The 24,598-nt window shown below is 68.2% G+C and carries 24 protein-coding genes; 12 read left to right on the top strand and 12 right to left on the bottom strand.

Annotated features, from left to right (window positions below):
• Positions 1-7 precede the first annotated feature (7 nt).
• From TEF_02220 to TEF_02205, 4 genes are all read left to right on the top strand, one after another.
• On the top strand, positions 8-1,486 hold the full coding sequence (locus TEF_02220; protein ANK79742.1) for a monooxygenase: 1,479 nt from the start codon (positions 8-10) through the stop codon (positions 1,484-1,486).
• On the top strand, positions 1,483-2,292 hold the full coding sequence (locus TEF_02215) for an enoyl-CoA hydratase (protein ANK79741.1): 810 nt from the start codon (positions 1,483-1,485) through the stop codon (positions 2,290-2,292). Before TEF_02220 ends, TEF_02215 begins: the two co-directional genes overlap by 4 nt.
• A gap of 87 nt (positions 2,293-2,379) precedes the next feature.
• Positions 2,380-3,558 carry a formyl-CoA transferase gene (locus TEF_02210; GenBank protein ID ANK79740.1) on the top strand — a complete coding sequence of 393 codons (1,179 nt, stop codon included), beginning with the start codon at positions 2,380-2,382 and terminating at the stop codon, positions 3,556-3,558.
• Between the two features lie 11 nt (positions 3,559-3,569).
• Positions 3,570-4,364 (top strand): enoyl-CoA hydratase, encoded by a 795-nt coding sequence (locus TEF_02205; protein ANK79739.1) that lies wholly within the window; start codon positions 3,570-3,572, stop codon positions 4,362-4,364.
• 154 nt (positions 4,365-4,518) lie between these two features.
• Here TEF_02205 and TEF_02200 read toward each other — a convergent pair whose 3' ends face one another.
• On the bottom strand, positions 4,519-5,709 hold the full coding sequence (locus TEF_02200) for an acyl-CoA dehydrogenase (protein ID ANK79738.1): 1,191 nt from the start codon (positions 5,707-5,709) through the stop codon (positions 4,519-4,521).
• A 97-nt stretch (positions 5,710-5,806) separates the two neighbouring features.
• Complete coding sequence (locus TEF_02195; GenBank protein ANK79737.1) at positions 5,807-6,574, bottom strand: enoyl-CoA hydratase; 768 nt, start codon at positions 6,572-6,574, stop codon at positions 5,807-5,809.
• A gap of 158 nt (positions 6,575-6,732) precedes the next feature.
• Here TEF_02195 and TEF_02190 point away from each other — a divergent pair, with 158 nt between their 5' ends.
• The 4 genes from TEF_02190 to TEF_02175 all read left to right on the top strand — a co-directional run bounded on the left by TEF_02190 (position 6,733) and on the right by TEF_02175 (position 11,811).
• On the top strand, positions 6,733-7,878 hold the full coding sequence (locus tag TEF_02190; GenBank protein ID ANK79736.1) for a monooxygenase: 1,146 nt from the start codon (positions 6,733-6,735) through the stop codon (positions 7,876-7,878).
• A gap of 121 nt (positions 7,879-7,999) precedes the next feature.
• Positions 8,000-9,640, top strand: a complete 1,641-nt coding sequence (locus TEF_02185; GenBank protein ANK79735.1) for an acyl-CoA synthetase — start codon at positions 8,000-8,002, stop codon at positions 9,638-9,640.
• Entirely contained in the window at positions 9,637-11,166 is a 1,530-nt protein-coding gene (locus tag TEF_02180; GenBank protein ANK79734.1) for a hypothetical protein, read from the top strand. Before TEF_02185 ends, TEF_02180 begins: the two co-directional genes overlap by 4 nt.
• Positions 11,167-11,205: 39 nt before the next feature.
• Positions 11,206-11,811, top strand: coding sequence for a glutathione S-transferase (locus TEF_02175; protein ID ANK79733.1), 606 nt, complete (start codon positions 11,206-11,208; stop codon positions 11,809-11,811).
• Between the two features lie 121 nt (positions 11,812-11,932).
• Here TEF_02175 and TEF_02170 read toward each other — a convergent pair whose 3' ends face one another.
• Complete coding sequence (locus TEF_02170) at positions 11,933-12,628, bottom strand: hypothetical protein (protein ANK79732.1); 696 nt, start codon at positions 12,626-12,628, stop codon at positions 11,933-11,935.
• 152 nt (positions 12,629-12,780) lie between these two features.
• Between TEF_02170 and TEF_02165 the strand changes: the two genes are divergently transcribed.
• A complete protein-coding gene (locus TEF_02165) occupies positions 12,781-14,874 on the top strand; it encodes a hypothetical protein (protein ANK79731.1) in 2,094 nt (697 codons plus the stop codon).
• A 21-nt stretch (positions 14,875-14,895) separates the two neighbouring features.
• Here TEF_02165 and TEF_02160 read toward each other — a convergent pair whose 3' ends face one another.
• The 3 genes from TEF_02160 to TEF_02150 form a co-directional block, all read right to left on the bottom strand.
• Positions 14,896-15,999 (bottom strand): alkane 1-monooxygenase, encoded by a 1,104-nt coding sequence (locus tag TEF_02160; GenBank protein ID ANK79730.1) that lies wholly within the window; start codon positions 15,997-15,999, stop codon positions 14,896-14,898.
• Between the two features lie 74 nt (positions 16,000-16,073).
• Positions 16,074-16,886, bottom strand: coding sequence for a hypothetical protein (locus TEF_02155; GenBank protein ANK79729.1), 813 nt, complete (start codon positions 16,884-16,886; stop codon positions 16,074-16,076).
• 80 nt (positions 16,887-16,966) lie between these two features.
• The gene (locus tag TEF_02150; protein ANK79728.1) at positions 16,967-17,542 is read right to left on the bottom strand and encodes a glutathione peroxidase; all 576 of its coding nucleotides are present in this window, start codon (positions 17,540-17,542) and stop codon (positions 16,967-16,969) included.
• A 98-nt stretch (positions 17,543-17,640) separates the two neighbouring features.
• Between TEF_02150 and TEF_02145 the strand changes: the two genes are divergently transcribed.
• Entirely contained in the window at positions 17,641-18,783 is a 1,143-nt protein-coding gene (locus TEF_02145) for a hypothetical protein (GenBank protein ID ANK79727.1), read from the top strand.
• 4 nt (positions 18,784-18,787) lie between these two features.
• On the opposite strand, the gene TEF_02140 is transcribed toward TEF_02145, so the two are convergent.
• A complete protein-coding gene (locus TEF_02140) occupies positions 18,788-19,216 on the bottom strand; it encodes a hypothetical protein (protein ANK79726.1) in 429 nt (142 codons plus the stop codon).
• A gap of 56 nt (positions 19,217-19,272) precedes the next feature.
• On the opposite strand from TEF_02140, the gene TEF_02135 reads away from it, so the two are divergent.
• A complete protein-coding gene (locus TEF_02135) occupies positions 19,273-19,740 on the top strand; it encodes a MarR family transcriptional regulator (GenBank protein ID ANK79725.1) in 468 nt (155 codons plus the stop codon).
• A 91-nt stretch (positions 19,741-19,831) separates the two neighbouring features.
• Entirely contained in the window at positions 19,832-20,752 is a 921-nt protein-coding gene (locus TEF_02130) for a hypothetical protein (protein ANK79724.1), read from the top strand.
• Between the two features lie 7 nt (positions 20,753-20,759).
• Here the strand turns inward: TEF_02130 and TEF_02125 are convergent, their stop codons facing one another.
• The 5 genes from TEF_02125 to TEF_02105 form a co-directional block, all read right to left on the bottom strand.
• On the bottom strand, positions 20,760-22,019 hold the full coding sequence (locus TEF_02125; protein ANK79723.1) for a cyclopropane-fatty-acyl-phospholipid synthase: 1,260 nt from the start codon (positions 22,017-22,019) through the stop codon (positions 20,760-20,762).
• Between the two features lie 119 nt (positions 22,020-22,138).
• A complete protein-coding gene (locus tag TEF_02120; GenBank protein ID ANK79722.1) occupies positions 22,139-22,798 on the bottom strand; it encodes a 50S ribosomal protein L9 in 660 nt (219 codons plus the stop codon).
• A gap of 13 nt (positions 22,799-22,811) precedes the next feature.
• Positions 22,812-23,654, bottom strand: coding sequence for a hypothetical protein (locus TEF_02115; protein ID ANK79721.1), 843 nt, complete (start codon positions 23,652-23,654; stop codon positions 22,812-22,814).
• A 111-nt stretch (positions 23,655-23,765) separates the two neighbouring features.
• The gene (locus tag TEF_02110; GenBank protein ANK79720.1) at positions 23,766-24,041 is read right to left on the bottom strand and encodes a 30S ribosomal protein S18; all 276 of its coding nucleotides are present in this window, start codon (positions 24,039-24,041) and stop codon (positions 23,766-23,768) included.
• Positions 24,038-24,520, bottom strand: coding sequence for a 30S ribosomal protein S6 (locus TEF_02105; protein ID ANK79719.1), 483 nt, complete (start codon positions 24,518-24,520; stop codon positions 24,038-24,040). Before TEF_02105 ends, TEF_02110 begins: the two co-directional genes overlap by 4 nt.
• Positions 24,521-24,598: the final 78 nt, after the last annotated feature.

Here is a 24,598-nt window from a genome sequence, read left to right as displayed (position 1 = left end):
CCGAGAAATGAGCGTTGCCGAAGACCGCGCCGCGCCCGCCCGCGCCGATCTGCGCTTCGCCGTCATCGGCGCCGGCATGTCCGGCATTCTGGCGGCGATCCGGCTGGAGGAAGCCGGCTTCCGGAATGTCGAGATCTTCGAGCGGGAATCGAAGCTGGGCGGCACCTGGCGCGACAATACCTATCCGGGGCTGAGCTGCGACGTGCCGAGCCACGTCTACCGCTACCGCTTCGCGCCGAATCCGGACTGGTCGTACCGCTTCTCGCCCGGTCCGGAGATCTGGGAGTATCTGAACCGCGTCGCCCATGACTACGGCATCGCCCAGCGCATCCGCTACAACACCGAGATCGCGCGCGCCGAGTGGGACGACGGCGTCTGGAAGGTCACGCCGAAGGGCGGCGAGACGGAGATCTTCGACATCGTCATCACCGCGACCGGCGTGCTGCGCGATCCCGTCTATCCCGACATTCCGGGCCTGGAGGACTTCGAGGGACCGATGTTCCACTCGGCCCGCTGGGACCACAGCCATGACTGGCGCGGCAAGCGCGTCGGCCTGATCGGCACCGGCTCCACGGCGATCCAGATCACGTCTGCGGTCGCGAAGGAGGTGGGCAAGCTGTCGCTGTTCCAGCGCACGCCGCAATGGGTCGTGCCGGTGGAGAACCCGGAAATCACCGAGCGCGAGCGGGAGGCCCTGCGCAAGGATCCCAAGCGCATGGACGACCTCTACGAGTTTCTGGCCGACCGCTTCCAGAACACCTTCGCGCGTGCCGTGGTCGGCGATAAGGAGGAGCTCGACAAGGTGGCGCAGGCCTGCGAGGAGCACCTGTCGACGGTGAAGGATCCGGAGCTGCGGCGGAAGCTCACCCCCGACTACCAGGTCGCCTGCAAGCGGCTGATCATGTCCGACACCTTCTATCGCGAGGTCCAGCGCGACACGGTCGATCTGGTGACCGAGAAGATCGAGCGCATCGAGCCGAACGGCGTGCGCACCGCCGACGGCCGCCTGCACGAACTGGACATGCTGGTCTGCGCCACCGGCTTCGAGGCTCACAAGTTCATGCGCCCGATGGAGGTCGTCGGCCGCGGCGGCCACACGCTGGAGGAAGAATGGTCGGAGGCCAACCGCGCCTATCGCTCGGTCGCCGTGCCGGACTTCCCGAACTTCTTCATGATGGTCGGGCCCAACAGCCCGATCGGCAATTTCTCGCTGATCATGATCTCGGAGATGCAGTTCGACTTCATCATGCAGCTCGTCGACCGCATCGCCAGCGGCGAGGCGCGCGAGGTCGAGCCGACCCGCGAAGCGACAAACCGCTTCAACAAGGCGATCCAGGACGCCATGGTGAACACCGTCTGGGTCTCCGGCTGTGCGAGCTGGTACCTGGACAAGAACGGCAACCCGGCGATGTGGCCCTGGGATTTCGAGCGCTTCGAGCGCGAGATGCAGGTGCCGGATCTCGGCGATTTCAGGCTGGTGGCATGAGCGGACTGCCCGAGACCACGATGCTGCTGCTGAACCGGGACGGTTCGCGGCTGGACCTGACGCTGAACAACCCGGAACGGCGCAACGCGCTTTCGGGGGAGATGGTGGACGAACTCCATCAGGTCCTCGACGCCATCGCGCCCGACCGCTCCATCCGCACCGTGGTCATGCGCGGGGCCGGCGGGATGTTCTGCGCCGGCGGCGACATCAAGGGCTTCAAGGCCGGCTTCCAGGCCGACGCCGACCCGAAGGCCATCGCCGCCTCCAACCGCACCTTCGGCGACTTCCTGATCAAGCTGAACAACCTGCCGCAGGTCGTCGTCATGCTGGTGGAGGGCGCGGCCATGGGCGGCGGCCTGGGGCTGGTCTGCGTCTCCGACGTGGCCATCGCAACCGCCGAAACCCGCTTCTCCATGACCGAGACCAGCCTCGGCATTCCGCCGGCGCAGATCGCGCCCTTCGTCGCCGAACGGCTGGGCGTCACCCAAGCCCGGCGGCTGATGCTGACCGGGGCGCGCTTCAAGGGCGAAACCGCGGCCGAACTCGGCCTGGTGCACTTCTGCGAGGCCGACACGGCGGCGCTGGAGGCGCGGCTGGACGAGGTGCTGGGCGAGATCGACCGCTGCGCCCCGGCCGCCAACGCGGCGACCAAGGACATCGTGCTGACCAGCCGCCGGGAACCGCTGGCGGCGACGCTGGACATGGCCGCCGACCACTTCGCGGCCTGCATGCTTTCCGACGAAGGCCGGGAGGGCGTCGGCGCCTTCCTGGAGAAACGCAAGGCGCGCTGGATCGAACGGCAGTAGCGCCGGGGGCCGCACCTTCCCCGCCGGCCATTGCCCTTTCTGTCGCGGCGGCTAAGCTCGGGACGGTCGGGATCGCAGGGGGAGCCAATGGACGATCTGCCGCTGGTCGGGATCCGCGTACTGGATCTCACACGCGTGCGCGCCGGACCGACGGCGGTGCGTCAGCTCGCCGACTGGGGCGCCGAGGTCATCAAGATCGAGGTGCCCGACAGCGCCGGCGGCGACGGCGGTCTGGGCGGCCCGCGCGAGGGGCCGGACTTCCAGAACCTGCACCGCAACAAGCGCTCCATGACGCTGAACCTGAAGGATCGGCGCGGCCGCCAGATCCTGCTCGACATGGCCCGCCAGGCCGACGTGGTCGTGGAGAACTTCCGCCCCGACGTGAAGAAGCGGCTGAAGATCGACCACAAGGCGCTGAAGTCGGTGAACGAAGGGCTGATCTACTGTTCCATCTCCGGTTTCGGCCAGGACGGCCCCTATGAGAAGCGCCCCGGGGTCGACCAGATCGCCCAGGGCATGGGCGGGCTGATGTCGATCACCGGACAGCCCGGCCAGGGGCCGATGCGCGTCGGTATTCCCGTCGCCGATCTGACCGCCGGCCTGCTGGCTGCCCAGGGCATCCTGATGGCTCTGATCCAGCGCCAGCGCACCGGCCGCGGCCAGTGGGTGCGTACCAGCCTGTTGCAGGCGCAGGTCTTCATGCTGGACTTCCAGGCCGCGCGCTGGCTGGTGGACGGGGATGTCGCCGGCCAGGTCGGCAACGAGCATCCGACCGGCGTGCCGACCAACGCCTGGGCGACCGCCGACGGCCATATCAACGTCGCCCCCGCCGGCGACCGCCTCTACACCCGCTTCTGCAATGCCGTAGGCGCGCCGGAACTGATCGAGCATCCCGATTTCGCCACCGGGGCGCTGCGCTACCGCAACCGCGCGGCGCTGAACGAACGCATCGCGGAAATCCTCGCCGGCCGGACCACCGCGGAATGGGTCGAGCTGCTGAACGCCGCCGGGGTGCCCTGCGGCCCGATCAACGCCATCGACGAGGTCTTCGAGGATCCGCAGGTGCGCCATCTCGGCATGGCGCGCCAGGTCGAGGACGACGGCGAACCGCTGAGCCTGGTCGGCCAGGCGATCGAGATGGATGACCGCCAGCCCCGCATCAGTCGCCGCGCCGGGGCCAAGGGCGCCGACACGGTGGCGATCCTGAAGGAAACCGGCTACGACGCCGAGACCATCGAGGGTTTCCGCCGCGACGGCGTCATCTGACGGGGAGAGGGATGCAGCTCAGCACGACGAAAATGAAGGCCGAGGCCCGCGACGGCGTCGGCTGGATCATCTTCAATCAGCCGGAAAAGCGGAACGCCGTCTCGGTCGAGATGTGGGCCGCGGTGCCGGAGATCATGGCCGCCTACGACGCCGACCCGGAGGTGCGCTGCGTCGTGCTCAAGGGCGCGGGCGAGCAGGCCTTCATCGCCGGCGCCGACATTTCGGAATTCGGCGAGAAGCGCAACTCGCCCGAAGCGACCAAGCACTACGACGCCGTCTCGGCCGAGGCGCACCGGGCGCTGGCGCTCTCGCCCAAGCCGACCATCGCCATGATCAACGGCTTCTGCATCGGCGGCGGCGTCGCCGTGGCGCTGTCGGCCGACATCCGCATCGCCGCCGACAATGGCCGTTTCGCGGTGCCCGCGGCGCGGCTGGGCCTCGGCTATGGCGCAGGCGGGCTGAAGCGGCTTATCGACGTGGTGGGCCCCGCCTTCGCCAAGGAGATCTTCTTCACCGCGCGCCAGTTCGACGCCGCCGAGGCGCTGGCCATGGGCCTGGTGAACCGCGTCGTCCCGGCCGCCGAGCTGGAGAGCTACGTGCTCGACTACGCCCGCCGCATCGCCGAGAACGCGCCGCTGACCATCCGCGCCGCCAAGATGACCATCGACGAACTGCTGAAGGACGCCGAGCGCCGCGACCTCGACGCCTGCGAGGCGGCGATATCGCAGTGCTTCGCCAGCGCCGATTATGCCGAGGGCCGCACCGCCTTCATGGAGAAGCGCAGGCCGCGTTTCCGAGGGGTGTAGGGCGGACCGGAAAGTCAGCGACTGTCGATGTCATCCCCGACGGCCCGCAGGGCCGCTCGGGGATCGGGTGAAGCAGGAATGCAGCAGTCCTTGGAGCTCGCGATGCCCGCGCGCCCAAGGGCGGCAGGCATGACACTGATCTTTCCGCCGTCCTTCACGCCTTCGCCGGTTTCGGCTCCCGGGGCAGGCCGAGGCCGCGCTCGGCGATGATGTTCTTCTGGATCTGCGCCGTGCCGCCGCCGATGATCAGCCCGAGATCGAACATGTAGCGGTACTGCCAGTTGCCGCCGTCACGGAGATAGTCGCCATCCTCGTAGAGCACGCCCAGTTCCCCCATCACGTCGATGGCCAGGGCGGCGAGCTGGTGGTTCAGTTCGCAGCCCTGCAGCTTCACGATCAGTCCCGCGATCCCCTTCGATTCCCCGCGCTGGGTCATGGTCATCAGCCTGAGCCCGTGGAACTTCATGGCGTGAACCTCCGCCTGCAGGCGAATCAGCCGGTCGCGGAAGACCGGGTTGTCCATCACCCGGTAACCGTCGACGGTTTCGGTCTCCATCAGACGGATGATGGCGCCGAGCCGGTTCAGCCCGGCGTTCGGATCGCCCAGCATGCCGCGTTCGTGGGTCAGCACCGCGTTGGCCACCTGCCAGCCCTGGCCGCGTTCGCCGACGATCTGATCCACCGGCACGCGGACATCGGTGAAGAAGACCTCGTTGAAGGTGGCCGAGCCGGTCATCGTCGTTAGCGGCCGGACCTCGATGCCCGGCGTCGCCATCGACAGCAGCAGGAAGGAGATGCCGCGGTGCTTCTGCGCCTCCGGCTCGGTGCGGACGAGGGCGAACATCATGTCCGCCTCCTGCGCCGTCGAGGTCCAGATCTTCTGGCCGTTGATGACGAAATGGCCGTCCTCGATCGTCGCCGAGGTGCGCAGGCTGGCGAGATCGCTGCCCGCCCCCGGTTCCGAATAGCCCTGGCACCAGACCACCTCGCCGCGCAGAGTCGGGCCGATCCATTGCCGCTTCTGCTCTTCCGTCCCCAACTCCAGCAGCGTCGGCACCAGCATGGAGATGCCCTGACTGGCGATGCCGCCCGGCACGCCGGCGGCGGCGAACTCCTCCGCGATGATGCGCGATTTCAGGATGTCCGGCTCGGCGCCATAGCCGCCATACTCGGCGGGGATGGTGCGCGCGGCGTAGCCGTGTTCGATCAGCGTCTTCTGCCAGGCCAGCCGCTTCGGGTCGCGCGGATCCCGCGTACCCCGCGGCGCCTCGCCGCCGCGTTCGCTGAGGAAGGCGCGCACCGCCTCGCGGAAGGCCTCGTATTCGGGGCTGAGGTTCAGTTCCATTCCGCTCTCCCTGAATGAAGCCCCTGGACTTGATCCAGGGGCCCAGCGAACAGAAAGACTGGGTCCCGGGGTCAAGCCCCGGGACGACAGATCGGATTCACTTCGCCTGCCAGACCGGCTCGCGCTTCTCGATGAAGGCGCGGGGGCCTTCCTTGTAGTCTTCCGTCTTCGACAGCTCCTTCATCGACGCGGCGCTGGCGGCCCAGAGCTGATCGTCGGTGTCGGTGAGCGCGCGTTCGGTGATCTTCTTCGCCGCCTGCACGGCCAGCGGCGCGTTGGCGGTGATGCGGCCGGCGAGCGCCAGCGCCTCGTCCATCAGCTTCGCCTGCGGCACGACCTTGTTGACCAGGCCGAGCTCGTAGGCCCGGGCGGCCGGGATCGGATCGCCGGTCAGCATCAGCTCCATGCCGACGGCGGGGCCCACCGCGCGCGGCAGGCGGAAGAGCCCGCCGGCGCCGGGGATCAGGCTGCGCTTGACCTCCGGCACGCCGAAGACCGCCTCCTCGGCGGCGACGCACATGTCGCAGGCCAGCACGATCTCGCAGCCGCCGGCCAGCGCCGCGCCATTGGCGGCGGCGATCAGCGGCTTGGTGCGATCGCGCTTGACCAGGCCGGCGAAGCCGCCGCGGTCGGTCCAGAGCTCGTTGCCCTTGCCCGCCGAGACCGCCTTCAGGTCCGCGCCGGCGGAGAAGACCTTGCCCGAGGAGGCGATGATGCCGACCCAGAGCTCGCGGTCGTCTTCCAGCTCGTCGATCGCCGCCTCGATGCCGCGGGCGACCTCGCCGTTGACGGCGTTGCGCGCCTCGGGACGGTTCAGCGTGATGATCAGGATGTGTTCGCGGCGTTCGGTCTCGACGACGGCCATGGATGTTCCCTCCCCGGTATGTCCGCCGGCCATGATGACGCCGCGCGCGCGCCAGGTCCATCCATGCGGGCCGGGCGGCGGGTCCGCGCAGGAAGGGCTTGAACGCAGGCCACCCCCTGGACGATGCTTGACGCAAAGGTCAGTCGGGGAGGAAGGCCATGAAGTCGCCCATCTGCGAGATGCTGGGCATCGAGTTCCCGCTGCTCGCCTTCAGCCATTGCCGCGACGTCGTCGTGGAGGTTTCGAAGGCCGGCGGCATGGGCGTGCTGGGCGCCGCCGGCATGTCGGCGGAGAAGCTGGAGCAGGAACTCGCCTGGATCGATGCCCATATCGGCGGCCGGCCCTATGGCGTCGACCTGATCGTGCCGACGAAATTCGCCTCCAAGGGCCAGACCACGAAACCGGGCGAGAGCGTCTCCAAGGTGCCGGAGGAGCACCGCGCCTTCGTGCGCGACTTGCTGCAGAAGCACGGCATCGATCCGTCCACCATCGTCACCGAGGAACGGCTGAGCCGGGGCACCCGGCTGGGCGACAACATGGGCGACCAGGGCGCGGGCGCGTTGCTGGACGTCTGCTTCGCCCACCCGATCCGGCTGATCGCCAACGCGCTGGGCACGCCGCCGCCCTACATGACCGAGCGGGCCAAGAGGGAAGGCGTGCCGGTCGCCGCGCTGGTCGGCGCGAAGGAACACGCCATCAAGCAGGTCGAGGCCGATGTCGACATCCTGGTGGTCGCCGGCGGCGAGGCCGGGGGACATTGCGGCGATGTCTCGACCCTGGTGCTGGTGCCGGAAATCGTGCAGGCGGTAAAGCCGATCCGCGACGTGCCGATCCTGGCCGCCGGCGGCATCGTCACGGGCCGGCAGATGGCGGCCTGCATGGCCATGGGCGCCGACGGGGCCTGGACCGGCTCGGTCTGGCTGACGACCACGGAGGCCGAGACCTCGCCCGTGGTGAAGGAGAAGTATCTCGCCGCCGGCAGCCGCGACACCATCCGCTCCAAGGCCAGGACGGGGAAATACTCGCGCCAGCTCCGTTCCGCCTGGACCGACGCCTGGGAGGCCGAAGGCGCGCCGGCGCCCTTGCCCATGCCCTACCAGTCGATCATCACGGAGCCTGTCATGGGCCGGGTGACGCGGCTCGCCGAAGGCGGCCACGAGGGCGCAAAGCAGCTCGCCTCCTACTTCGTCGGCCAGGGCGTCGGGATGATGAACGAGACGCTCGGCGCCGGTCAGGTCGTCCAGGCCTTCAAGGAGGACTTCCTCGGCGCCTGGGAGCGGATGACGGGGCTGTTCGACGAATGACGGATTCCCGGACGGCGCGCGGGGGCCGGCCGGGCTGGCCCGCGCACCTGCTGAATCATGATCGGGCGCGGGTCGACGGCGGGCTGGCCGGCCCGGCCATCCCCAGCCCGCCTGTTCCCTCATGACTCTCCCCCTCGCGCCCCTGCACGAGGCCGTCGCGGCCGCCCTGCCCGACCGGGAGGCGATCGTCTTCCGCGACCGGCGGCTGACCTATGCCGAGGTCGCCGAGCGCTCCCGGCGGCTGGCCAACTTCCTGCTGGACCAGGGCATCACGATCCACCGCCCGCGCCGGGAGCTGGAGAACTGGGAGTCGGGGCAGGATCACGTCGCGCTCTACATGTTCAACTGCAACGAATACGTTGAAGCCCTGCTCGGCGGCTACAAGGCGCGCGCCGTCCCCTTCAACGTCAACTACCGCTATGTCCGCGAAGAGCTGGAATACCTGCTGAACGACGCCGACGCGAAGGCGATCGTCTATCATGGCTGCTTCGCGCCGGTGGTCCGGGAGGTGCTGGCCGACGTGCCGACCTGCCGGCTGCTGATCCAGGTCGACGACGGCTCGGGCCAGCCGCTGCTGGACGGCGCCTACGACTACGAGGCGGTGCTGGCGCAGAGCTCGCCGGGACCGACCGGCCAGACCTGCGAACCGGACGACCTGTTCATCCTCTATACCGGCGGCACCACCGGCATGCCCCGGGGCGTGCTCTGGCGCCAGGCCGACGCCTATCTCAGCCAGATGGGTGGACGTCATGACGGCGTGCACGAGACCGGCAGCCTGGATGAAGCGGTCGAGCGCGCCGTGAACAAGAAGCGCTACACCATCTTCCCGTCGCCGCCCTTCATGCACGGGGCGGGCAAGTACCTGGCGCTGAGGACCCTGTTCGAGGGCAACACGCTGCTGATCCAGAGCGTCACGGACCGCTTCGATCCGGCGGACGTGCTTTCGCTGGCCGAGAAGGAGCGGGCCAATCTGATGCTGGCCATCGGCGACGCCTTCGGCCGCCCGCTGCTCGACGAGCTCCGCCGCAAGCCCTACGACACCACCAGCCTGAAATTCGTCACCAACACCGGGGCGATCATGTCGAAGGGCGTGAAGGCCGGCCTGATGGAGATGATCCCCGGCCTCACCATCATCGATTCGCTGGGATCGTCGGAGACGGGTATCCAGGCGCAGAACGTCACCGGCGCGAAGGCGGGCGTCCAGAAGGGCGACTTCCGCACCATGGCCGACACGCGGGTGATGGCGGAGGATCGCAGCCGCTTCCTCGAGCCCGGCGAACCGGAAACCGGCTGGCTCGCCATCGGCGGGCGCGTGCCCTACGGCTATTACGGCGACGAGGCCAAGACGAGGGAGACCTTCCCCGAGATCGACGGTGTCCGCTACGTCATCGGCGGCGACAAGGTTCGACTGCTGGAGAACGGCGAGATCGCGTATTTCGGCCGCGACTCCGTGACCATCAACTCGGGCGGAGAGAAGATCTTCGCCGAGGAGGTCGAGGAGGCGCTGAAGCACCATCCGGCCGTCGCCGACGTGCTGGTCGCCGGACGGCCCAGCGAACGCTGGGGCCAGGAGGTGGTGGCGCTGGTGCAGCTCGCCAATGGCGCGGCCCCGGACCCGGCGGCGCTCAACGCCGAGGCGGCGAAACACATCGCCCGCTACAAGCTGCCCAAGGCCTTCCGCTTCGTGGATCAGGTGGGGCGCTCGGCCAATGGCAAGCCGGACTATCGCTGGGCGAAGGAACAGGCGGAGGGCGCGGCATGAGCGAAGACCTGACACCGGTCCTGATCGGCGTCGGCCAGGTGACCGACAAGGGCCGCGACCTGGATGACCTGCCGGGGCCGGTGGGCCTGATCGAACAGGCGGTGCGGCGCGCCTTCGCGGACGCCGGCATCGGCGCGGAGCGGGCGGGCGATCTCGATCTGATCGCCGTGGTCCGGTCCTTCCGGGAATCGACGCCCAACACGCCCGCCTCCGTGGCCCGGCGGCTGGGTGCGGAGAACGCGCTCTGCCGGCTGATGCCCAATGGCGGCAACGGCCCGCAATATCTGGTCAACCGCTATGCCGAGACGATCGCGAAGGGCGAGAACCGCTTCGTCCTCTTCGCCGGCGCGGAGGCCAAGGACAGCGTGCGGCGGCTGAAGAAGGCCGGCCGGCCCATCGACTGGGCGGAGCCGCCGGAAACCGAGGCCGAGTTCCTGGTGCCCGAGCCGAAGATGGCGAGCGGCTACGAGACCGCGCACGGGGTCTGGCTGGCCGCGCACGTCTATCCGATGTTCGAGAACGCCTACCGCCACCACCTGGGCCGGGGCATTGCCGAGCATCAGATGGCCATGGGGCGGCTGTTCGAACGCTTCACCGAGGTTGCGGCGGCGACGCCGGGCGCCTGGTTCCCGGTGAAGCGCTCGGCGGCGGAGATCGCGACGCCGGGACCGGACAACCGCTTCGTCGGCTGGCCCTACACCAAGTTCATGAACGCCATGAACCATGTCGACCAGTCGGCGGCGATCCTGATGACCAGCCGCGGTTTCGCCCGGGAGATGGGCGTGCCCGAGAACCGGCTCGTCCATCTGCACGGCTGCGCCGACACCAACGAGCCGCTGCTTGTCTCGGAGCGGCAGACCTATCACGACTGCCCCGCGATCCGGATGATGGGCCGCAAGGCGCTGGAGATGGCCGGAACCGACATCGGGGCGATCGATCATTTCGATCTCTATTCCTGCTTCCCCGTGGCGGTCGAGATCGCCCGCGACGAGCTTGGCGTCCCGGCGGACGATCCGCGCCCGCTCACCGTGACCGGCGGCCTGCCCTATCACGGCGGCGCGGGCAACAACTACGTCATGAACTCCATCGCAGCGATGGCCGACAGGGTCCGCGCCCGGCCGGGCTCGAAGGGCATGGTCACCGCCAATGGCGGCTTCCTGACCAAGCACGCCGCCGGCATCTACTCGACCGAGCCCTCGCCGGCCCATGACGGCCGCGGCTGGCGCCGCGAGGACCCGGCGGTCTACCAGGCCGAACTCGACGCGCTGGCGACGCCGCCGGTGGTCAAGGCGGCCGAGGGCGACGCGGTGATCGAGACCTACACGGTCGCCTTCGGCCGCGGCGGCGAGCCCGAGGCCGGCATCCTGTTCGGCCGTCTCGGCAACGGCACCGATCCCATGGCCCCGCGCTTCATCGCCAACACGCCGCCCGATCCGGACCTGCTCCGCGCCATGACCGAGGAGGATTTCATCGGCCGGCGCGGCAAGGTGGCCAATGCCGACCGGCGCAATACCATGACGTTCTGAACGCCACGCATACGAACAAATCCGAAGGGGACGAAATCGATGAAGATCTTCCACGCACCCAACAGCCGCTCGCTGCGCATCGTCTGGCTGTTCGAGGAACTCGGCCTGCCCTACGAGCTGGAGAAATTCAAGCTGGGAGACCCGGCGATGCGCTCGGCCGAGTACCGCCGCGTCCACCCGATGGGCCGCGTGCCCGCGCTGGAGGACGGCGACGTGACGCTGTTCGAATCCGGCGCCATCGTCGAATACGTGCTGGCGCGGCACGCTCCGGGCAAGCTGAAGCCGGCCGTGGATTCCCCGGATTTCCCGGCCTATCTGCAGTGGTTCAACTATGCCGAAGGCATGCTGATGCCGCCGGTCAACACCATCGTGGTGGAAACCATGTTCCTGCCCGAGGAAAAGCGGAACCAGACCAATGTCGACCGCGCGAAGAAGCTGCTCGGCAACATGCTGACGGCGATCGACGGCGCCCTGGCGGACCGGGAATACCTGGCCCGGGAGTTCTCGGGCGCGGACATCATGACCGGCCACGCCACCATCGTCGGTTCGCGGCTGGCCGGCGATGTCAGCCACCTGCCCAACGTCACCGCCTATGTCGAGCGGCTGAAGGCGCGCCCGGCGCTGCAGAAGGCCTACGAGGCGTAGTCGGAACAGGCAGGCGTTTCCGGTTGGCGCGCGAGGGTTGGCATGGCCGGCTCGCGCGCCTTCCGAATTCGGGAGACGGCGGGCTGGCCGACCCAACCAGCCCCAGCCCGCCTGCCCTTCGTCAAACTCCGAACAGGTCGTTCAGCGTCAGCACCTTGTGGACGGCGGTGACGGTCGCGGCGGGAAGCTCGAAGGTGCCGGCGGGATTGTACTGTTCCAGCACCACGCGGTCGGCGTCGCGGCGCACGAGGCGCTTGCAATAGGCCTCGACGTCCTCGTCCTCGCCGCCGACCTGGACCACGACATAGTCCCCGGCGCGGGCCGGGCGGCGGCCCGAGACATAGACGAGTTCCCCGTCCTCGAAACGCGGCGCCATGGAATCGCCCACGACGTAGATGGCGTAGATGTCGACCGCGGTCGCCACGCCGGGCGGACGGCGCACATGATCGATCGGCGCGCCGGCATGAAGCTGGAAGGCGCCCTGCAGGCTGCCGGCCGCGGTGCCGAGCACGGGCACGTCCGCCGGCATTCCGCGGCGCGGCGGCAGGGCGGGATCGCCGGCGTGGGCGGATTCTGCGTCGCCGGGATTCTCGGGCGGCGGCGCCACCGGGCCGCGCCCCGTCGCCAACCACTCGAACGAGCAATCGAGCACGTGCGCCAGCTTCTCCAGCGTGTCGCGCCGGGGATTGCGCGACCGGCCGCGGCGAATGTTGCGGATGATCTCCGGCCGTCCCGCTGCCAGCATGGAGGCGCGGTAATCGGTCAGCCCCCGGGCCCGCAGCCGGTCGTCGATCCTGTCGAGAAGTTCCTGATTCATGCTGTCAATATGCCACTATTGCCCCGGCATTTCCAGTAACAATACCGATTTAATCGACCTTTTCGCAGTTGCAGCATTAGCCTAAGCTTAACGAACTGCATGATAACGTTCCCTTTCCCGGCATGATCAGGTCCAGAGGGGATTCCGGCGAGTTGATCGATCCGTCCGTAATTGATACCGCGTGGCTGGTGCTGGCCGCGGCCCTGGTTTTCCTGATGCAGGCCGGCTTCTGCGGCCTGGAATCGGGCTTCGTGAGAGCCCGCAACACGATCAACGTCGCCGCCAAGAACCTGATCGATTTCTGTATTGCGGGCTGCCTGTTCTGGGCCGTGGGCTTCGGCCTGATGTTCGGCGAGAGCGAAATCAGCGCAGCCGGCGTCGAAAACGGCTGGCCGGCGGCCTTCTTCCTGTTCCAGCTGATGTTCTGCGGCACCGCCGTGACCCTGGTTTCGGGCGCCGTGGCCGAGCGCATCCGCTTCGGCGGCTATGCCGTGCTGGCGATCCTCGTTTCCGGCTTCATCTATCCTTTTGCCGGGTCCTGGGCCTGGGCCGGTCTCGACGGCGGCGAAGCCGGTTGGCTGGCGGATATGGGTTTCGTCGATTTCGCCGGCTCGACGGTGGTGCATTCCGTCGGCGGCTGGGTGGCGCTGGCCGCCGTGCTGGTCATCGGACCCCGGCACGGCCGCTTCGACCGGGGCGCCGCGCCGCCGCAGCCCGACAGCCTGCCGCTCGCCTCCCTCGGCCTGCTGTTCCTCTGGTTCGGCTGGATCGGCTTCAACGGCGGCTCCGTGCTCGCCATGAACGGCGCCGTGGCGCCCATCATCGTCAACACCATGCTGGCGGCCTGCGCCGGCGGTCTCGCCGCTGTCGCCTGCTCCCGGGCGATCTTTGGCCGCCCGCGCATCGACGGGCTGATCAACGGCGTCCTGGGCGGCCTGGTGGCGATCACGGCGGGCGCGGACGTGGTCGGCCCCACGGGGGCGCTCGCCATCGGCGCGCTGGGCGGCATGATCATCACGCCGTCCACACTGCTGCTGGCCCGCCTCAGGATCGACGACGCGGTCGCCGCGGTGCCGGTGCATCTGTTCGCCGGCATCTGGGGCACGCTGGCCGTCGCGCTGTTCGGCGATCCCGAGATGCTGGGCCGGAGCTGGACGGAACAGCTCCGCATCCAGGCGATCGGCGTCGCCGCCTATGGCGGATTCACCTTTGCCGTCTCGCTCACGGCGATCTGGGCGCTGTCGCGGGTCATGCGTCTGCGGGCGACCGCCACCGAACAGCAGATCGGCCTCAACGCCTCCGAGCACGACGCCTCCTCGGCCGCCCACGACCTAGCGCTGGCGATGGAGGAGCGTTTCCGCAGGGGAGATGTCGGCGAATCCGTGCCCGTCGAGATCGGCAGCGACGTCGAGATCGTCGCCCGCCAGTACAACCGCGTGGCCATGCGGGTGAAGAGCGACACGGCCCGGCTGGAGAAATCGGTCGAGGAACTGGCCGTCGCCCGCGACGAGGCCGAGGCCGCCAACCGCGCCAAGTCGGCCTTCCTGGCCAACATGAGCCACGAGCTGCGCACCCCGCTCAACGCCATCATCGGCTTCTCCGAGATCATGGTGAAGCAGACCTTCGGCGCGCTCGGCAACGACCGCTACAGCGACTACGCCGGCGATATCCATGGCGCGGGCACGCACCTGCTGGGCATCGTCAACGACATGCTGGATCACACCTCGATCGAGGCCGGCAAGGTGGACCTGAACGAACGGGAGATCGACCTGGGACAGATCACCGAGACGGTGACCCGGAGCGTCCGCCCGATCGCCGACCGCTCCGGCGTCAACCTGCGCGCCGACAACGATCCCGACCAGCCGCTGTTGTCGGGTGACGAGCGGATCGTGCGCCAGATCCTGCTCAACCTGATCAACAACGCCATCAAGTTCACGCCCCAGGGCGGCCGCGTCGAGGTGGTCACCCGCCTGGAGCCGGACAACCGCCTAGCCATCGTCGTCACCGACACCGGCATCGGCATGGACCGCAGCGAGATCGCGCGGGCGATGGAACCTTTCGTGCAGCTCAACGAGGACTACAACAAGACCCATGGCGGCACGGGCCTGGGCCTGCCGCTGGTCAAGTCCATGGTCAAGCTGCACGGCGGCACGCTGACCATCGATTCCATGAAGGACCACGGCACGACGGTCATCGTCCGCTTCCCCGCCGCTCGCACCATCGCCGCCGCCGAAGCGGCGGATTAGGGTCAGAGCTGGCCTGGCGACCTACGCCGCCATTCTCAGGGCATCGACCTCGCCGCCGATCTCCAGGTCCTTCAGCCGCGGCAGCACGGTTTCGGCGAAACACTTCATGTTCTCGCGCGCCATCTCGTGCGGCATGCCGCCATAGGAGAACGAGCACATGAAGCCGGCGCAGTCCGTCAGGTCCTGATATTCGCGCATCTTCTCGTAGACGGCGTCGGGCGTGCCCCAGACCTGCAGATCCGCCAGGAAATTGCAGAACGCGTCGACGCCGTGCTTCTTGATGTTCTTCGCCAGGCCGCCGTAGTACTCGTAGCCCTTGATGTCGGCCAGCCCCTCGTTGTGGAACTCGTAGTGTTCCAGGGCCGAGCGCGAATAGCCGCGGATGTAGTTCCTGTGCATCTCGTCGGCGACGGACGCGTCCGGATGGGTCGCCGTGAAGCAGGCCACCAGCGGGCGGGGCGCCTCGGCGCCGTTGTTCTCCTCGCGGTAGATCTCGCGGTACATGTTCAATTCTTCGACCGTCTTGTCCCAAGGCTTCTGGGCGATGATCATCACCCCGATGCCGAGACGCGCCATGATCCGCGCCGATTCCGGGCTGACGGCGGAAGCGTAGGTGCGGCCCTTGAAGGTCTGGAACGGGGCGGGGCGGATTTCCTTCGCCGGCTGCTTGTAGTGCTTGCCGTCATACCGGATCACGCCGGTCTCGAGCGATTCCAGGATGGCCTCGGCATACTCCACGAAATGCTCGCGGCTGTGCCCCATCTCGCGGCGAAAGCCCTCGAACTCGATCCGCCCCAGGCCGCGGCCGACGCCCAGAATGGCGCGCCCGTTCGAGACGTGATCGAGCACGCTCACCTCCTCGGCGATCCGCACGGGATCATGCCAGGGCAGCACCATGACCATGGAGCCGAGACGGACATGCTTCGTCCGGCCGGCCATGTAGGTGAGGAACTGCGCCACGTTCGGGCACATGGTGTAGTCGTCGAAGTGGTGCTCGGCCGACCAGACGGACTGGAAGCCCATGGGCTCCGCCTGCTCGGCCATGCCGACCTCGTGAGCCCAGACCTCCCGGTCCGACATGCCCTCGATCTTGTTCTGGAAAAACGTGGTCATTCCGACGTGCATGCTGTCCTCCCCAGGCGTTGCTCGGCTTGTCGTCGGGGAAGTGTAACATCGCAGGCCGCCGGGCGGCGAACCGTTCAGCCGGGCAGCGCCCCTGCAAAATCCACAATGGCCTGCGCCAGCCGCTCGGGCCGCTCCGCCGGCACCAGGTGGCCGCAGTCGGGCCAGTCGATATGGCGCGCGTCGGCAAACAGCTCGCGCAGGCGCTCCACCACCGCCTCGTCGTAGAACAGCCGGTCGCAGAGTCCCGTAACCGTCAGCACCGGCAGCGTCAGCGCGGCCCAGTCGACGTTCCAGTCGGTGTCCGCCTGGGTGGCCATCAGCCGGAAGTGGCCCGAGGACGGGTCCTCCGGCGTGTAGTCCGTGGTCTGCAGGTGGTTCGGACGCTGCGCCTCGACGAACTCCGGATTGGTCAGCAGCGGCAGCATCATGTCCAGCAGCAGGGGGAACCCGCCGACCTTCACCGCATGGAACGTGGCATCGTTGATCCAGCGCAGCCGCGGCCCGATCTCGCGCAGCGTGTTGAGCAGGATCAGCCCCGCAGCCGGCGCGCCCTCGAGGATGGCCCGGGCGGCGTAGAGCCCGCCGATGGACAGGCCGCAGTACACCGGACGCGGCGGCGCCACCGCCTCGATCAGCCGCCGGAGATCCGCGACGATCAGGTCATCGCTGAACGCGATATCCCCGGAGAAGGGACTGTCGGCCTGGCCGCGGAAGTTGTAGCAGAGCGTGCCCAGCCCCACCGCGCGGCAGGCGGGCGCAACGTGGCCCTGCCAGGCGGCTGTGCTGCCGGTCAGCGCGTTGACGAAGACGATCGTCGGCCGGCCCTGCCGGGGCGGCTCGTATTCGTAGTGGAGTCCGTCTCCGGACCCGATTTCCAGCACCGCCATGATAACGCTCCCCGAAGCCCTGAATCCCTGCCGACGCAATACAGCCAACGGCGCGAACGGCCAACAGCCAATGGCGGGGGTCAGCCTCCCGGCAGCATCGCCTCCACCGCCTGGCGTATCTCGGCCGACATCGGCTCCACCCGGCTGGGCCAGTGGCCGGCGATGCGGCCTGCGCCGTTGATCAGGTACTTGTGGAAGTTCCAGCGCGGCAGACCCTGCCGGCCCAGCTCCGCGCCGATCCAGCGGTAGAGCGGGTGCGCGTCCGGGCCGCGGACCGTCTGCTTCTCGGTCAGCGGGAAGTCGATGGCGAAGTTGACCTCGCAGAACTCCTTGATCTCGGCCGCCGAGCCGGGCTCCTGATTGCCGAAATCGTTCGACGGTACGCCCAGCACCACCAGGCCCTGATCCCGGTAAGCGTCGTAGAGCGCCTGAAGCCCGTCATATTGCGGGGTGTAGCCGCAGAAGGAGGCTGTATTGACCACCAGGACCGGCTGGCCGCGATACTGCGCCAGGGGCAGGTCGGCGCCGTCGATGGCGCGGAAGGTGAAATCATGCGCAGTCTCGGCCCGCGCTTCGCGGCCGCCGAGGACGAGACAGGCGAGGGCCAGGGTCGCCGCCAGGACGACGACGATATGACGTGTCTTCATGATGCGCATGGCCGGCCTCCCCCCGCTCATTGCCGCCGTTAACCGAACCAAAAGGATTCTGGTTAACGATCGGTGCAGTATACGCCATTCGGGAAGAAGCGGATCCCATGCCCTTCGCCGCGCTTTCGATGTTCCACGCCGCGAGCGTCCTGTTCGCCGCCGCCGCCGCCGTGGCCGCCTTCAACCTGGTGCCGGACGCCGGGGTGAACGAGGCCGCGTTCGTCGGCCTGTGCGTGCTGCTGCTGGGGGTCACCCTGGCCGAAGGAGCGGCGCGGCGCATGGAGCGCCGCACGCTGATGGAGCGAATCGACCTGGAACGCCGCGAACGCGAGGCCCAGTACCGCACCGTGGCCATGCTGACCTCCGAAATCGAGACCCTGCAGCAAAGCCGCGACAAGGGCGAACTGGTCGCCGAGATGCGGCTGGTCCGCTCCCAGCTGTCGCGGCTGAAGGAGCGCGCCGAGGAGACCGGCCGGCCCGCCGCCATCCCGTTGCCGGCGCCGGCGCCGCCGCTGACGGGGCAGCTGCTGCTGGAGGCGACGACCGAGGCGCTGCGGGAGAACCGCATCGATCTCTACCTGCAGCCGGTGGTGCGCCTGCCGCAGCGCCGCACCGTGTTCCACGAATGCCTCACCCGTCTGCGCGACGGCGCGGACCGCATCATCACGCCCGACCAGTACATGCCGATCGCCGAGGACCGCGGTCTGGTCAACGCCATCGACAACCTGTCGCTGTTCCGCTGCGTCCAGACCCTCAAGACCCGGCGGGGCCCGGACATGGCCGGCATCGGCTTCTTCTGCAACCTGTCGCCGGCGACGCTGGACGACGACGAATTCTTCGACCAGTTCACCGAGTTCCTGGCCGGCAACCGCGACCTCGCCGACCGCATCGTCTTCGAGATCGAGGCGGCGCGGCTGCTGGACGCCGGCGGGCGCATGCAGGCCAATCTCGACGCGCTGAGGCGGCTCGGCTTCCGCCTGTCGGCCGATCACGTCACCAGTCTCGACATGGACCTGAACGAGATCGCGGCGCGCGGCGTCGCCTTCATGAAGATCGACGCCGGGCCGCTGATCGGCGACGCCTCCATGAGCGCCGGCGCGGTCCGCGAGCGGCTGCAGGCGGCCCGCACCACGCTGATCGCCTCGATGGTGGAAAGCGAGGACCAGGTCGTCGAACTCGTCGACGCCGAAATCGGCCTCGCACAGGGGTACCTGTTCGGCGAACCCCGTCCCATGCGCCCCGACGCCTGAACGCTCAGATCAGCGCGCCGAGATAGACCCCGCACGCCAACGCGCCGAGGACGGCGCGACCCGCATGCAGCCGCCCCCAGCGGCCAACCATCGCCCGTAGTTCATCTTCGTCCGACGGGTTCGGCGTCGCCATCAGGCGTTTGTTCAGCGGCATGATGGCCAGCAGCGTGTAGGGCCAGTTGGCCAGGATCAGCGCCGCGCCGGCCAGCCAGCGCCAGTCGCCGGAGTTCCGCCACGCCCACAGACCGAGCAGGCCGGAAAGGACGGCGAGGCTCGCCTGCATGGCGAAGCCGCGCTCGTAGCTCGGCTTCCACTGGGCCAGCAGCGCCGGTCCGTCGAGCCGGAGCCGCGCCGGCTGCTCGGCGACGAGGATGTAGACGGCCGCCCCGGCAAAAAGGGCGGCAGCGAGGAGGGCGAACTGTCCGGTCGGCATGTCGATCTACTCATTCTATTTGACAACATATTGCCATATCGGTAATTGATTGTCACATGAATGACAACGGCCATGATCCCGGCGGCGGCACCCTGACCGCGCTGATCCTGGAAACCTTCCGCTTCAATGGTGCGCTGCTGCAGGCCGGTGACCGTCTGGTGGGCGATCTCGGCCTGACCAGCGCGCGCTGGCAGGTGCTGGGCGCCATCGCCCAGGCCGACTCGCCGGAGCCGGTGGCGCGGCTGGCCCGCAAGATGGGACTCGCCCGCCAGGGCGTGCAGCGGATCGTCAACGAACTGGCGGCGGAGGGGCTGGCCGAGTTCCGCCCCAACCCGCATCACCGGCGCGCACGGCTGGTGACGCTGACGGCAGCCGGGGAAGCCGCCTACGCCGCCGCTTCGGCGCGACAGGCGCCCTGGGCCAACGACCTTGCGCGCGGCCTGCCCCCGGGGGAGATCGACACAGCGCGAGCCCTGCTGCAGCGCATGCGGGCAAGGCTGGAGGAGAGACGGGAAGAACCGTGAACGCTTCCTTTCGGAGCCATGCGCCAGATGCATGACGCCGCAGGAAAGGTGTTCATTGTGCACCTGCGAAATGACGCTACCTTCCCATGTCATGAGCGAGTTGTCCGTCCGCCCCGTCAGCGCCCTTCCGATCGAGCCCCGCGCCGGCATGGACCCGACCCTGAAGGGGATCGGGTTCTACTGCCTGGCGCTGATCCTGTTCGTCGGCATGGGCACCACCGCGAAATGGCTGTCGACCATCTATCCGGTCGAACAGGTGATCTGGGGCCGCTACTTCTTCCACGTGCTGCTGATCATGATGCTGTTTCCGACGCGCATCCTCTCGCTGTTCCGGACGAAGCGGCTGGGCCTGCAGATCACCCGTTCCGTGGTCGTTTTCATGGCCACCGCCTTCGGCTTCACTTCGCTCAGCATGATGCCCATGGCCCAGGTCTCGGCGATCGGCTATGTCGCGCCGCTCATCGTCACGGGCCTGTCGATCCTGATCCTGAAGGAGAAGGTCGGGCCGCGCCGCCTGGCCGCGGTTCTGGTCGGCTTCCTCGGCGTCTTCGTCATCCTGCGGCCCGACCAGGCCGATTTCTCCTGGTGGTCGCTGCTGCCGCTGGCCATGGCGGCCTGTTACGCGACGTTCATGATCATGACCCGCATGATCCGGGGCGCCGCGCCGCAGATGAACTCGCTGTTCTACACCGCGATCGTCGGCGCCGTGGTCGCGACGATCCCGCTGCCCTTCATCTGGCAGACGCCGGAGCCCTGGCACTGGCTGGCCTTCGCGGCCATGGGCCTGATCGGCGGCACCGGCCATTTCCTCATGATCCGCGCCTTCGAGCAGGCCGAAGCCTCGGCCATCGCACCCTTCGTCTACACCGAACTGATCTGGGCGATCGCTGCGGGCATGCTGATCTTCGGCGACATGCCGACGCCGGAAATGCTGATCGGCGCGGCGGTCATCATGGGCTCGGGCGCCTATGTCCTCTACCGGGAGCGCAAGGTCGCCGGCAAGGCGGCCTGAACCCGGCCTACTCCCCCGCCGCCATCATCGGTCCCTGTTTCGGGGCGCGGTTGTCGGGCGCATGCGCCCGCTCCCAGTCCAGCATGTAGTCCCGGGTCATCGGCACGGCGGCGATGGACTTGGCGATCTGGATCTGGAAGACCGTCAGGAACGACTCCCTGAAATTGGCTTCGCAGGACTGCAGGTAGAACTCCCACATGCGGCAGAATCTCTCGTCGTAGAGATCGTCCCGGATGTGGTCGCGGTGCCGCTGGAAGCGTTCGTTCCAGGCCTTCAGGGTCTCGGCGTAGTGGAAGCGCAGGCTCTCGAAGTCGGTCATCCACAGGCCGAGCCGCTCCAGGTGCGGCGCGATCTCCGACAGTGACGGCAGGTACCCGCCGGGGAAGATGTACTTGCGGATCCAGGACGCCACCGGCCCCGGCACGTCGGCCGAGCCGATCGTGTGCAGCAGTGCCACGCCGTCGGGCTTCAGCAAGGTGTCCAGCTTGGCGAAGAACTCGCCGTAATGAAGATTACCCACATGCTCGAACATCCCCACCGAGACGATGCGGTCATAGACGCCCGTTTCCTGACGGTAGTCGAGCAGCTTGAAACGGACCCGGTCGGCGAGCCCGGCCTCCGCGGCGCGCCGGGTGGCGACGGCGTGCTGCTCCCGCGACAGCGTCAGGCCGGTGACGTCGGCCCCGGTCTCGCGGGCGATGAACAGCGCCATCCCGCCCCAGCCGCAGCCGATGTCGAGCACCTTCTGGCCCGGCCCCAGCAGCAGCTTGGCGGCGATGTGGCGCTTCTTCTGCTCCTGCGCGGATTCCAGATCGTCGGACGGATCGCGGTAGTAGGCGCAGGAGTACTGGCGATCCTCGTCCAGAAACAGGCCGAAGAGCTCGCCGGACAGGTCGTAATGGTGAGCGACGTTCTTCTGCGCCTTGCCGACGGGATTGTAGTGCTGGGCCGCGGTGACGATCTTCTGAAGCTTCAGGGCCAGCCGGCTGCGGGTGCGGTTGTGCCAGGCCAGATTGCGGACCGCGACCTCGAGGAAGTCGTACAGCGTGCCCTCGGGGATGGTCAGGCGGCCGTCCATATAGGCCTCGCCGACCTTCAGGCGCGGGTTCCGCGCGATCTCGCCGGCCACCTTCGCGTCGTGCAGCTGGATGGCCGCCGATGGCCCCTCGTGCTCGCCGGGAAATTCGTGGCGCTTGCCGTTGTGGTCGATGATGGTCAGCCGGCCGACCCTGATCAGCCGGCGTATGAACATCGATAGCAGAATCATGGCGTCCACCCTCCGCACATCACCGCTTTAGCAAACACACTGTTGCAAAGAGGCAAAATAGCGGAGGCGTGGCTAGACCTGCAAGCCGGGCGAGCCGCCCGGCCGCAGGGCGGCCCGGATCAGGCCTTTTCTTCTTCCTCCGCCGCGGCGCCTTCGCCGTCTTCATCGTCGCCGTCTTCGGTGGCGCGGGAGATCGCGTCCATCAGCTCTTCGTGCGATGCGGGACCCTTCTCGAAGATCTCCTCGGCCGCCTCTTCGACGTCGAAGTATTCTTCCTCGTCCTCGTCGCCGCGGGTGAAGACGTTCTCGCCGCGGAGCTGCGCCGCCGCCTCGTCCTCGGACCGGGCGACGTTGATGCCCACCTCCACCATCACCTCGGGATGCAGGCGGATGGTGACGTCATGGACGCCGATGGTCTTGATCGGACGGGTCAGCTGCACCTGACGGCGCTCGATGGTGAAGCCCGCCTCGGAGATCCCGTCGGTGATGTCGCGGGTGTTGACCGAGCCGTAGAGCTGCCCGGAATCCGACGACTGACGGATGACCGTGACCTTCAGGCCCTTCATGCGGCCGGCAATGTCCTCGGCCTCCTTGCGGAGCTCCAGGTTCTTGGCTTCGAGTTGCTTGCGGCGGGACTGGAACTCCCGCAGCGTCGCGTCGGTGGCCCGCTGCGCCTTGCCGTGCGGCAGCAGGAAGTTGCGCGCGTAGCCGTTCTTCACGGCGACGACGTCGCCCATCTGACCGAGCTTGTCGATCCGCTCCAGCAGAATGACCTTCATTCCGTCTTCTCCTTCAGGTTCCCGTGCCGCTGGTATTGCGCCGACGCAGGTCGAGGAAACAGTCGGCGACGCCCAGAAGCATCAGCATAAGAATCACCAGCGGCGTCAGCACGAACAGCATGATCAGCGCCACCACGTAAAAGATCGCCAGCCCGCCGCCGCCGCCGGTCCGCGAGCCGATCAGCCGGTGCGCCACGGCCAGACCCTGCAGCACGAACAGCGTCGACAGCACCGCCGCCGCGATCGCCAGCAACAGGCCGGCATCGCCGGGGATCACGGCCGATCCCAGCGACGCCGCCGCCAGCGCCACCGCCGCGGCCATCGGCAGCCGGAGCCCGGCGAGCGGCAGTTCGGCGCGCACCGCGCGTCCGCTGCGCCGTGCGATCCACTGCGCCAGCGCCCCGTTGAACACCAGCAGCAGCATGGTCGAGCCGGCGAAGACCGGCGGAATGATCCGCCGGAACATTTCCTGGAACCGGGCCAGGTCCGTCTCGCTCATCTCCGCCGTGGCGAACACGGCCTGGAAGACCTGGTCCACCGTCTCGCGGAAGGGCCCGGTCTCCATCACCATGAAGACGCCGAGACCGAACAGCAGCCCGATGCCCCCAAGCCACCAGGCGAGGCGGTCGACCGGATACCAGATCAGCCCCCCGTCCTGCAGCGGCTGGGCCAGCAGCGCCTGGCGCACCAGAACGATCACCGGCATCGCCGTCGCCGCCAGGAAGATCAGCGCCATCCAGCCCCCGCCGAAGGCCAGCATGACCCCCGTGGCCACCAGTCCCGCGACCAGGGCCCAGAGCCAGCTCTGGGTCAGGCCGGCGTAGAACAGCGGCAATGAGGTGACCAGGGACAGCATCAATCCTCCCGGAAAACCGGACTGCGGGGCCAGATTGCACAGCGCCGCGGCGAGGCCGCAGGCGATAGCGATCGGGACGCGCGCATTCATCGTGCGTCCGGCCCGGCTGCCTCAGTCCTGCACGTAGGGCAGGAGCGCCAGGAACCGCGCCCGCTTGATCGCCCGCGCCAGTTCGCGCTGCTTCTTGGCGGAAACGGCCGTGATCCGGCTGGGGACGATCTTGCCGCGCTCCGACAGGTAGCGCTGCATGAGCTTGGTGTCCTTGTAGTCGATCTTCGGCGCGTTCGCGCCCGAGAACGGGCAGGTCTTGCGGCGGCGGAAGAACGGACGGCGGCCGCCCTTGACGGCGGCGCGGACAACGCCCTTGTGCTCGGTGCCGATGCTCATGCGCGCTCTCCTTCCTTGGAACGGGCCGGACGCTCGCTGCGGTCGCCACGATCACCACGGTCACCACGGTCGCCGCGGTCACGGTCGCCGCGCGGGCCCCGGTCGCGGTCGCCGCGCGGGCCGCCGCGTCCGCCACGGCCGGCGTCGCGTCCGCCGCCGCGGGACTGCATCTGCGCCGAGGGTCCTTCCTCCAGCTCTTCCATGCGGATGGACATGTAGCGCAGCACGTCGTCGTGCAGGCGCATCACCCGCTCGAACTCCTGCAGCGCTGCGGCCGGTGCGTCCAGATTGAACAGCACGTAGTGGCCCTTGCGGTTCTTCTTGATCTTGTAGGCAAGCGACTTGAGACCCCAGTACTCGGTCTTCTTGATCTCGCCGCCCTGCGCCTGAACGAGGGTGTTGAACTCTTCGTTCATCTGCTCGACCTGCTGGGCCGAGATGTCGGGCCGTGCGATGTACACGGTTTCGTAGTAGGACATTGCTTTCCTTCCGGGTTCTCGACGCCCGCCCCAAGGTTCCGGAAAGCCCGGGGCTCGGACGCCCGGAACCGCTTCATG

Source organism: Rhizobiales bacterium NRL2, assembly GCA_001664005.1.
Taxonomy (GTDB): Bacteria; Pseudomonadota; Alphaproteobacteria; order Minwuiales; family Minwuiaceae; genus Minwuia.
Note: the sequence above shows the minus strand (reverse complement) of the source record. Positions and strands in the feature narration are given on the sequence as shown.

What these genes read in the sequence shown, in the direction of transcription:
- TEF_02175 (ANK79733.1), top strand. Translation starts at nt 11,206, where the DNA reads ATGAAGATCTTCCACGCACCCAACAGCCGCTCGCTGCGCATCGTCTGG.
- TEF_02130 (ANK79724.1), top strand. Translation starts at nt 19,832, where the DNA reads ATGAGCGAGTTGTCCGTCCGCCCCGTCAGCGCCCTTCCGATCGAGCCC.
- TEF_02110 (ANK79720.1), bottom strand. Translation starts at nt 24,041, where the DNA reads ATGAGCATCGGCACCGAGCACAAGGGCGTTGTCCGCGCCGCCGTCAAG.
- TEF_02145 (ANK79727.1), top strand. Translation starts at nt 17,641, where the DNA reads ATGCCCTTCGCCGCGCTTTCGATGTTCCACGCCGCGAGCGTCCTGTTC.
- TEF_02115 (ANK79721.1), bottom strand. Translation starts at nt 23,654, where the DNA reads ATGCTGTCCCTGGTCACCTCATTGCCGCTGTTCTACGCCGGCCTGACC.
- TEF_02135 (ANK79725.1), top strand. Translation starts at nt 19,273, where the DNA reads ATGAATGACAACGGCCATGATCCCGGCGGCGGCACCCTGACCGCGCTG.
- TEF_02220 (ANK79742.1), top strand. Translation starts at nt 8, where the DNA reads ATGAGCGTTGCCGAAGACCGCGCCGCGCCCGCCCGCGCCGATCTGCGC.
- TEF_02185 (ANK79735.1), top strand. Translation starts at nt 8,000, where the DNA reads ATGACTCTCCCCCTCGCGCCCCTGCACGAGGCCGTCGCGGCCGCCCTG.
- TEF_02210 (ANK79740.1), top strand. Translation starts at nt 2,380, where the DNA reads ATGGACGATCTGCCGCTGGTCGGGATCCGCGTACTGGATCTCACACGC.
- TEF_02140 (ANK79726.1), bottom strand. Translation starts at nt 19,216, where the DNA reads ATGCCGACCGGACAGTTCGCCCTCCTCGCTGCCGCCCTTTTTGCCGGG.
- TEF_02215 (ANK79741.1), top strand. Translation starts at nt 1,483, where the DNA reads ATGAGCGGACTGCCCGAGACCACGATGCTGCTGCTGAACCGGGACGGT.
- TEF_02150 (ANK79728.1), bottom strand. Translation starts at nt 17,542, where the DNA reads ATGCGCATCATGAAGACACGTCATATCGTCGTCGTCCTGGCGGCGACC.
- TEF_02190 (ANK79736.1), top strand. Translation starts at nt 6,733, where the DNA reads ATGAAGTCGCCCATCTGCGAGATGCTGGGCATCGAGTTCCCGCTGCTC.
- TEF_02120 (ANK79722.1), bottom strand. Translation starts at nt 22,798, where the DNA reads ATGAAGGTCATTCTGCTGGAGCGGATCGACAAGCTCGGTCAGATGGGC.
- TEF_02200 (ANK79738.1), bottom strand. Translation starts at nt 5,709, where the DNA reads ATGGAACTGAACCTCAGCCCCGAATACGAGGCCTTCCGCGAGGCGGTG.
- TEF_02195 (ANK79737.1), bottom strand. Translation starts at nt 6,574, where the DNA reads ATGGCCGTCGTCGAGACCGAACGCCGCGAACACATCCTGATCATCACG.
- TEF_02170 (ANK79732.1), bottom strand. Translation starts at nt 12,628, where the DNA reads ATGAATCAGGAACTTCTCGACAGGATCGACGACCGGCTGCGGGCCCGG.
- TEF_02155 (ANK79729.1), bottom strand. Translation starts at nt 16,886, where the DNA reads ATGGCGGTGCTGGAAATCGGGTCCGGAGACGGACTCCACTACGAATAC.
- TEF_02160 (ANK79730.1), bottom strand. Translation starts at nt 15,999, where the DNA reads ATGCACGTCGGAATGACCACGTTTTTCCAGAACAAGATCGAGGGCATG.
- TEF_02205 (ANK79739.1), top strand. Translation starts at nt 3,570, where the DNA reads ATGCAGCTCAGCACGACGAAAATGAAGGCCGAGGCCCGCGACGGCGTC.
- TEF_02105 (ANK79719.1), bottom strand. Translation starts at nt 24,520, where the DNA reads ATGTCCTACTACGAAACCGTGTACATCGCACGGCCCGACATCTCGGCC.
- TEF_02125 (ANK79723.1), bottom strand. Translation starts at nt 22,019, where the DNA reads ATGATTCTGCTATCGATGTTCATACGCCGGCTGATCAGGGTCGGCCGG.
- TEF_02180 (ANK79734.1), top strand. Translation starts at nt 9,637, where the DNA reads ATGAGCGAAGACCTGACACCGGTCCTGATCGGCGTCGGCCAGGTGACC.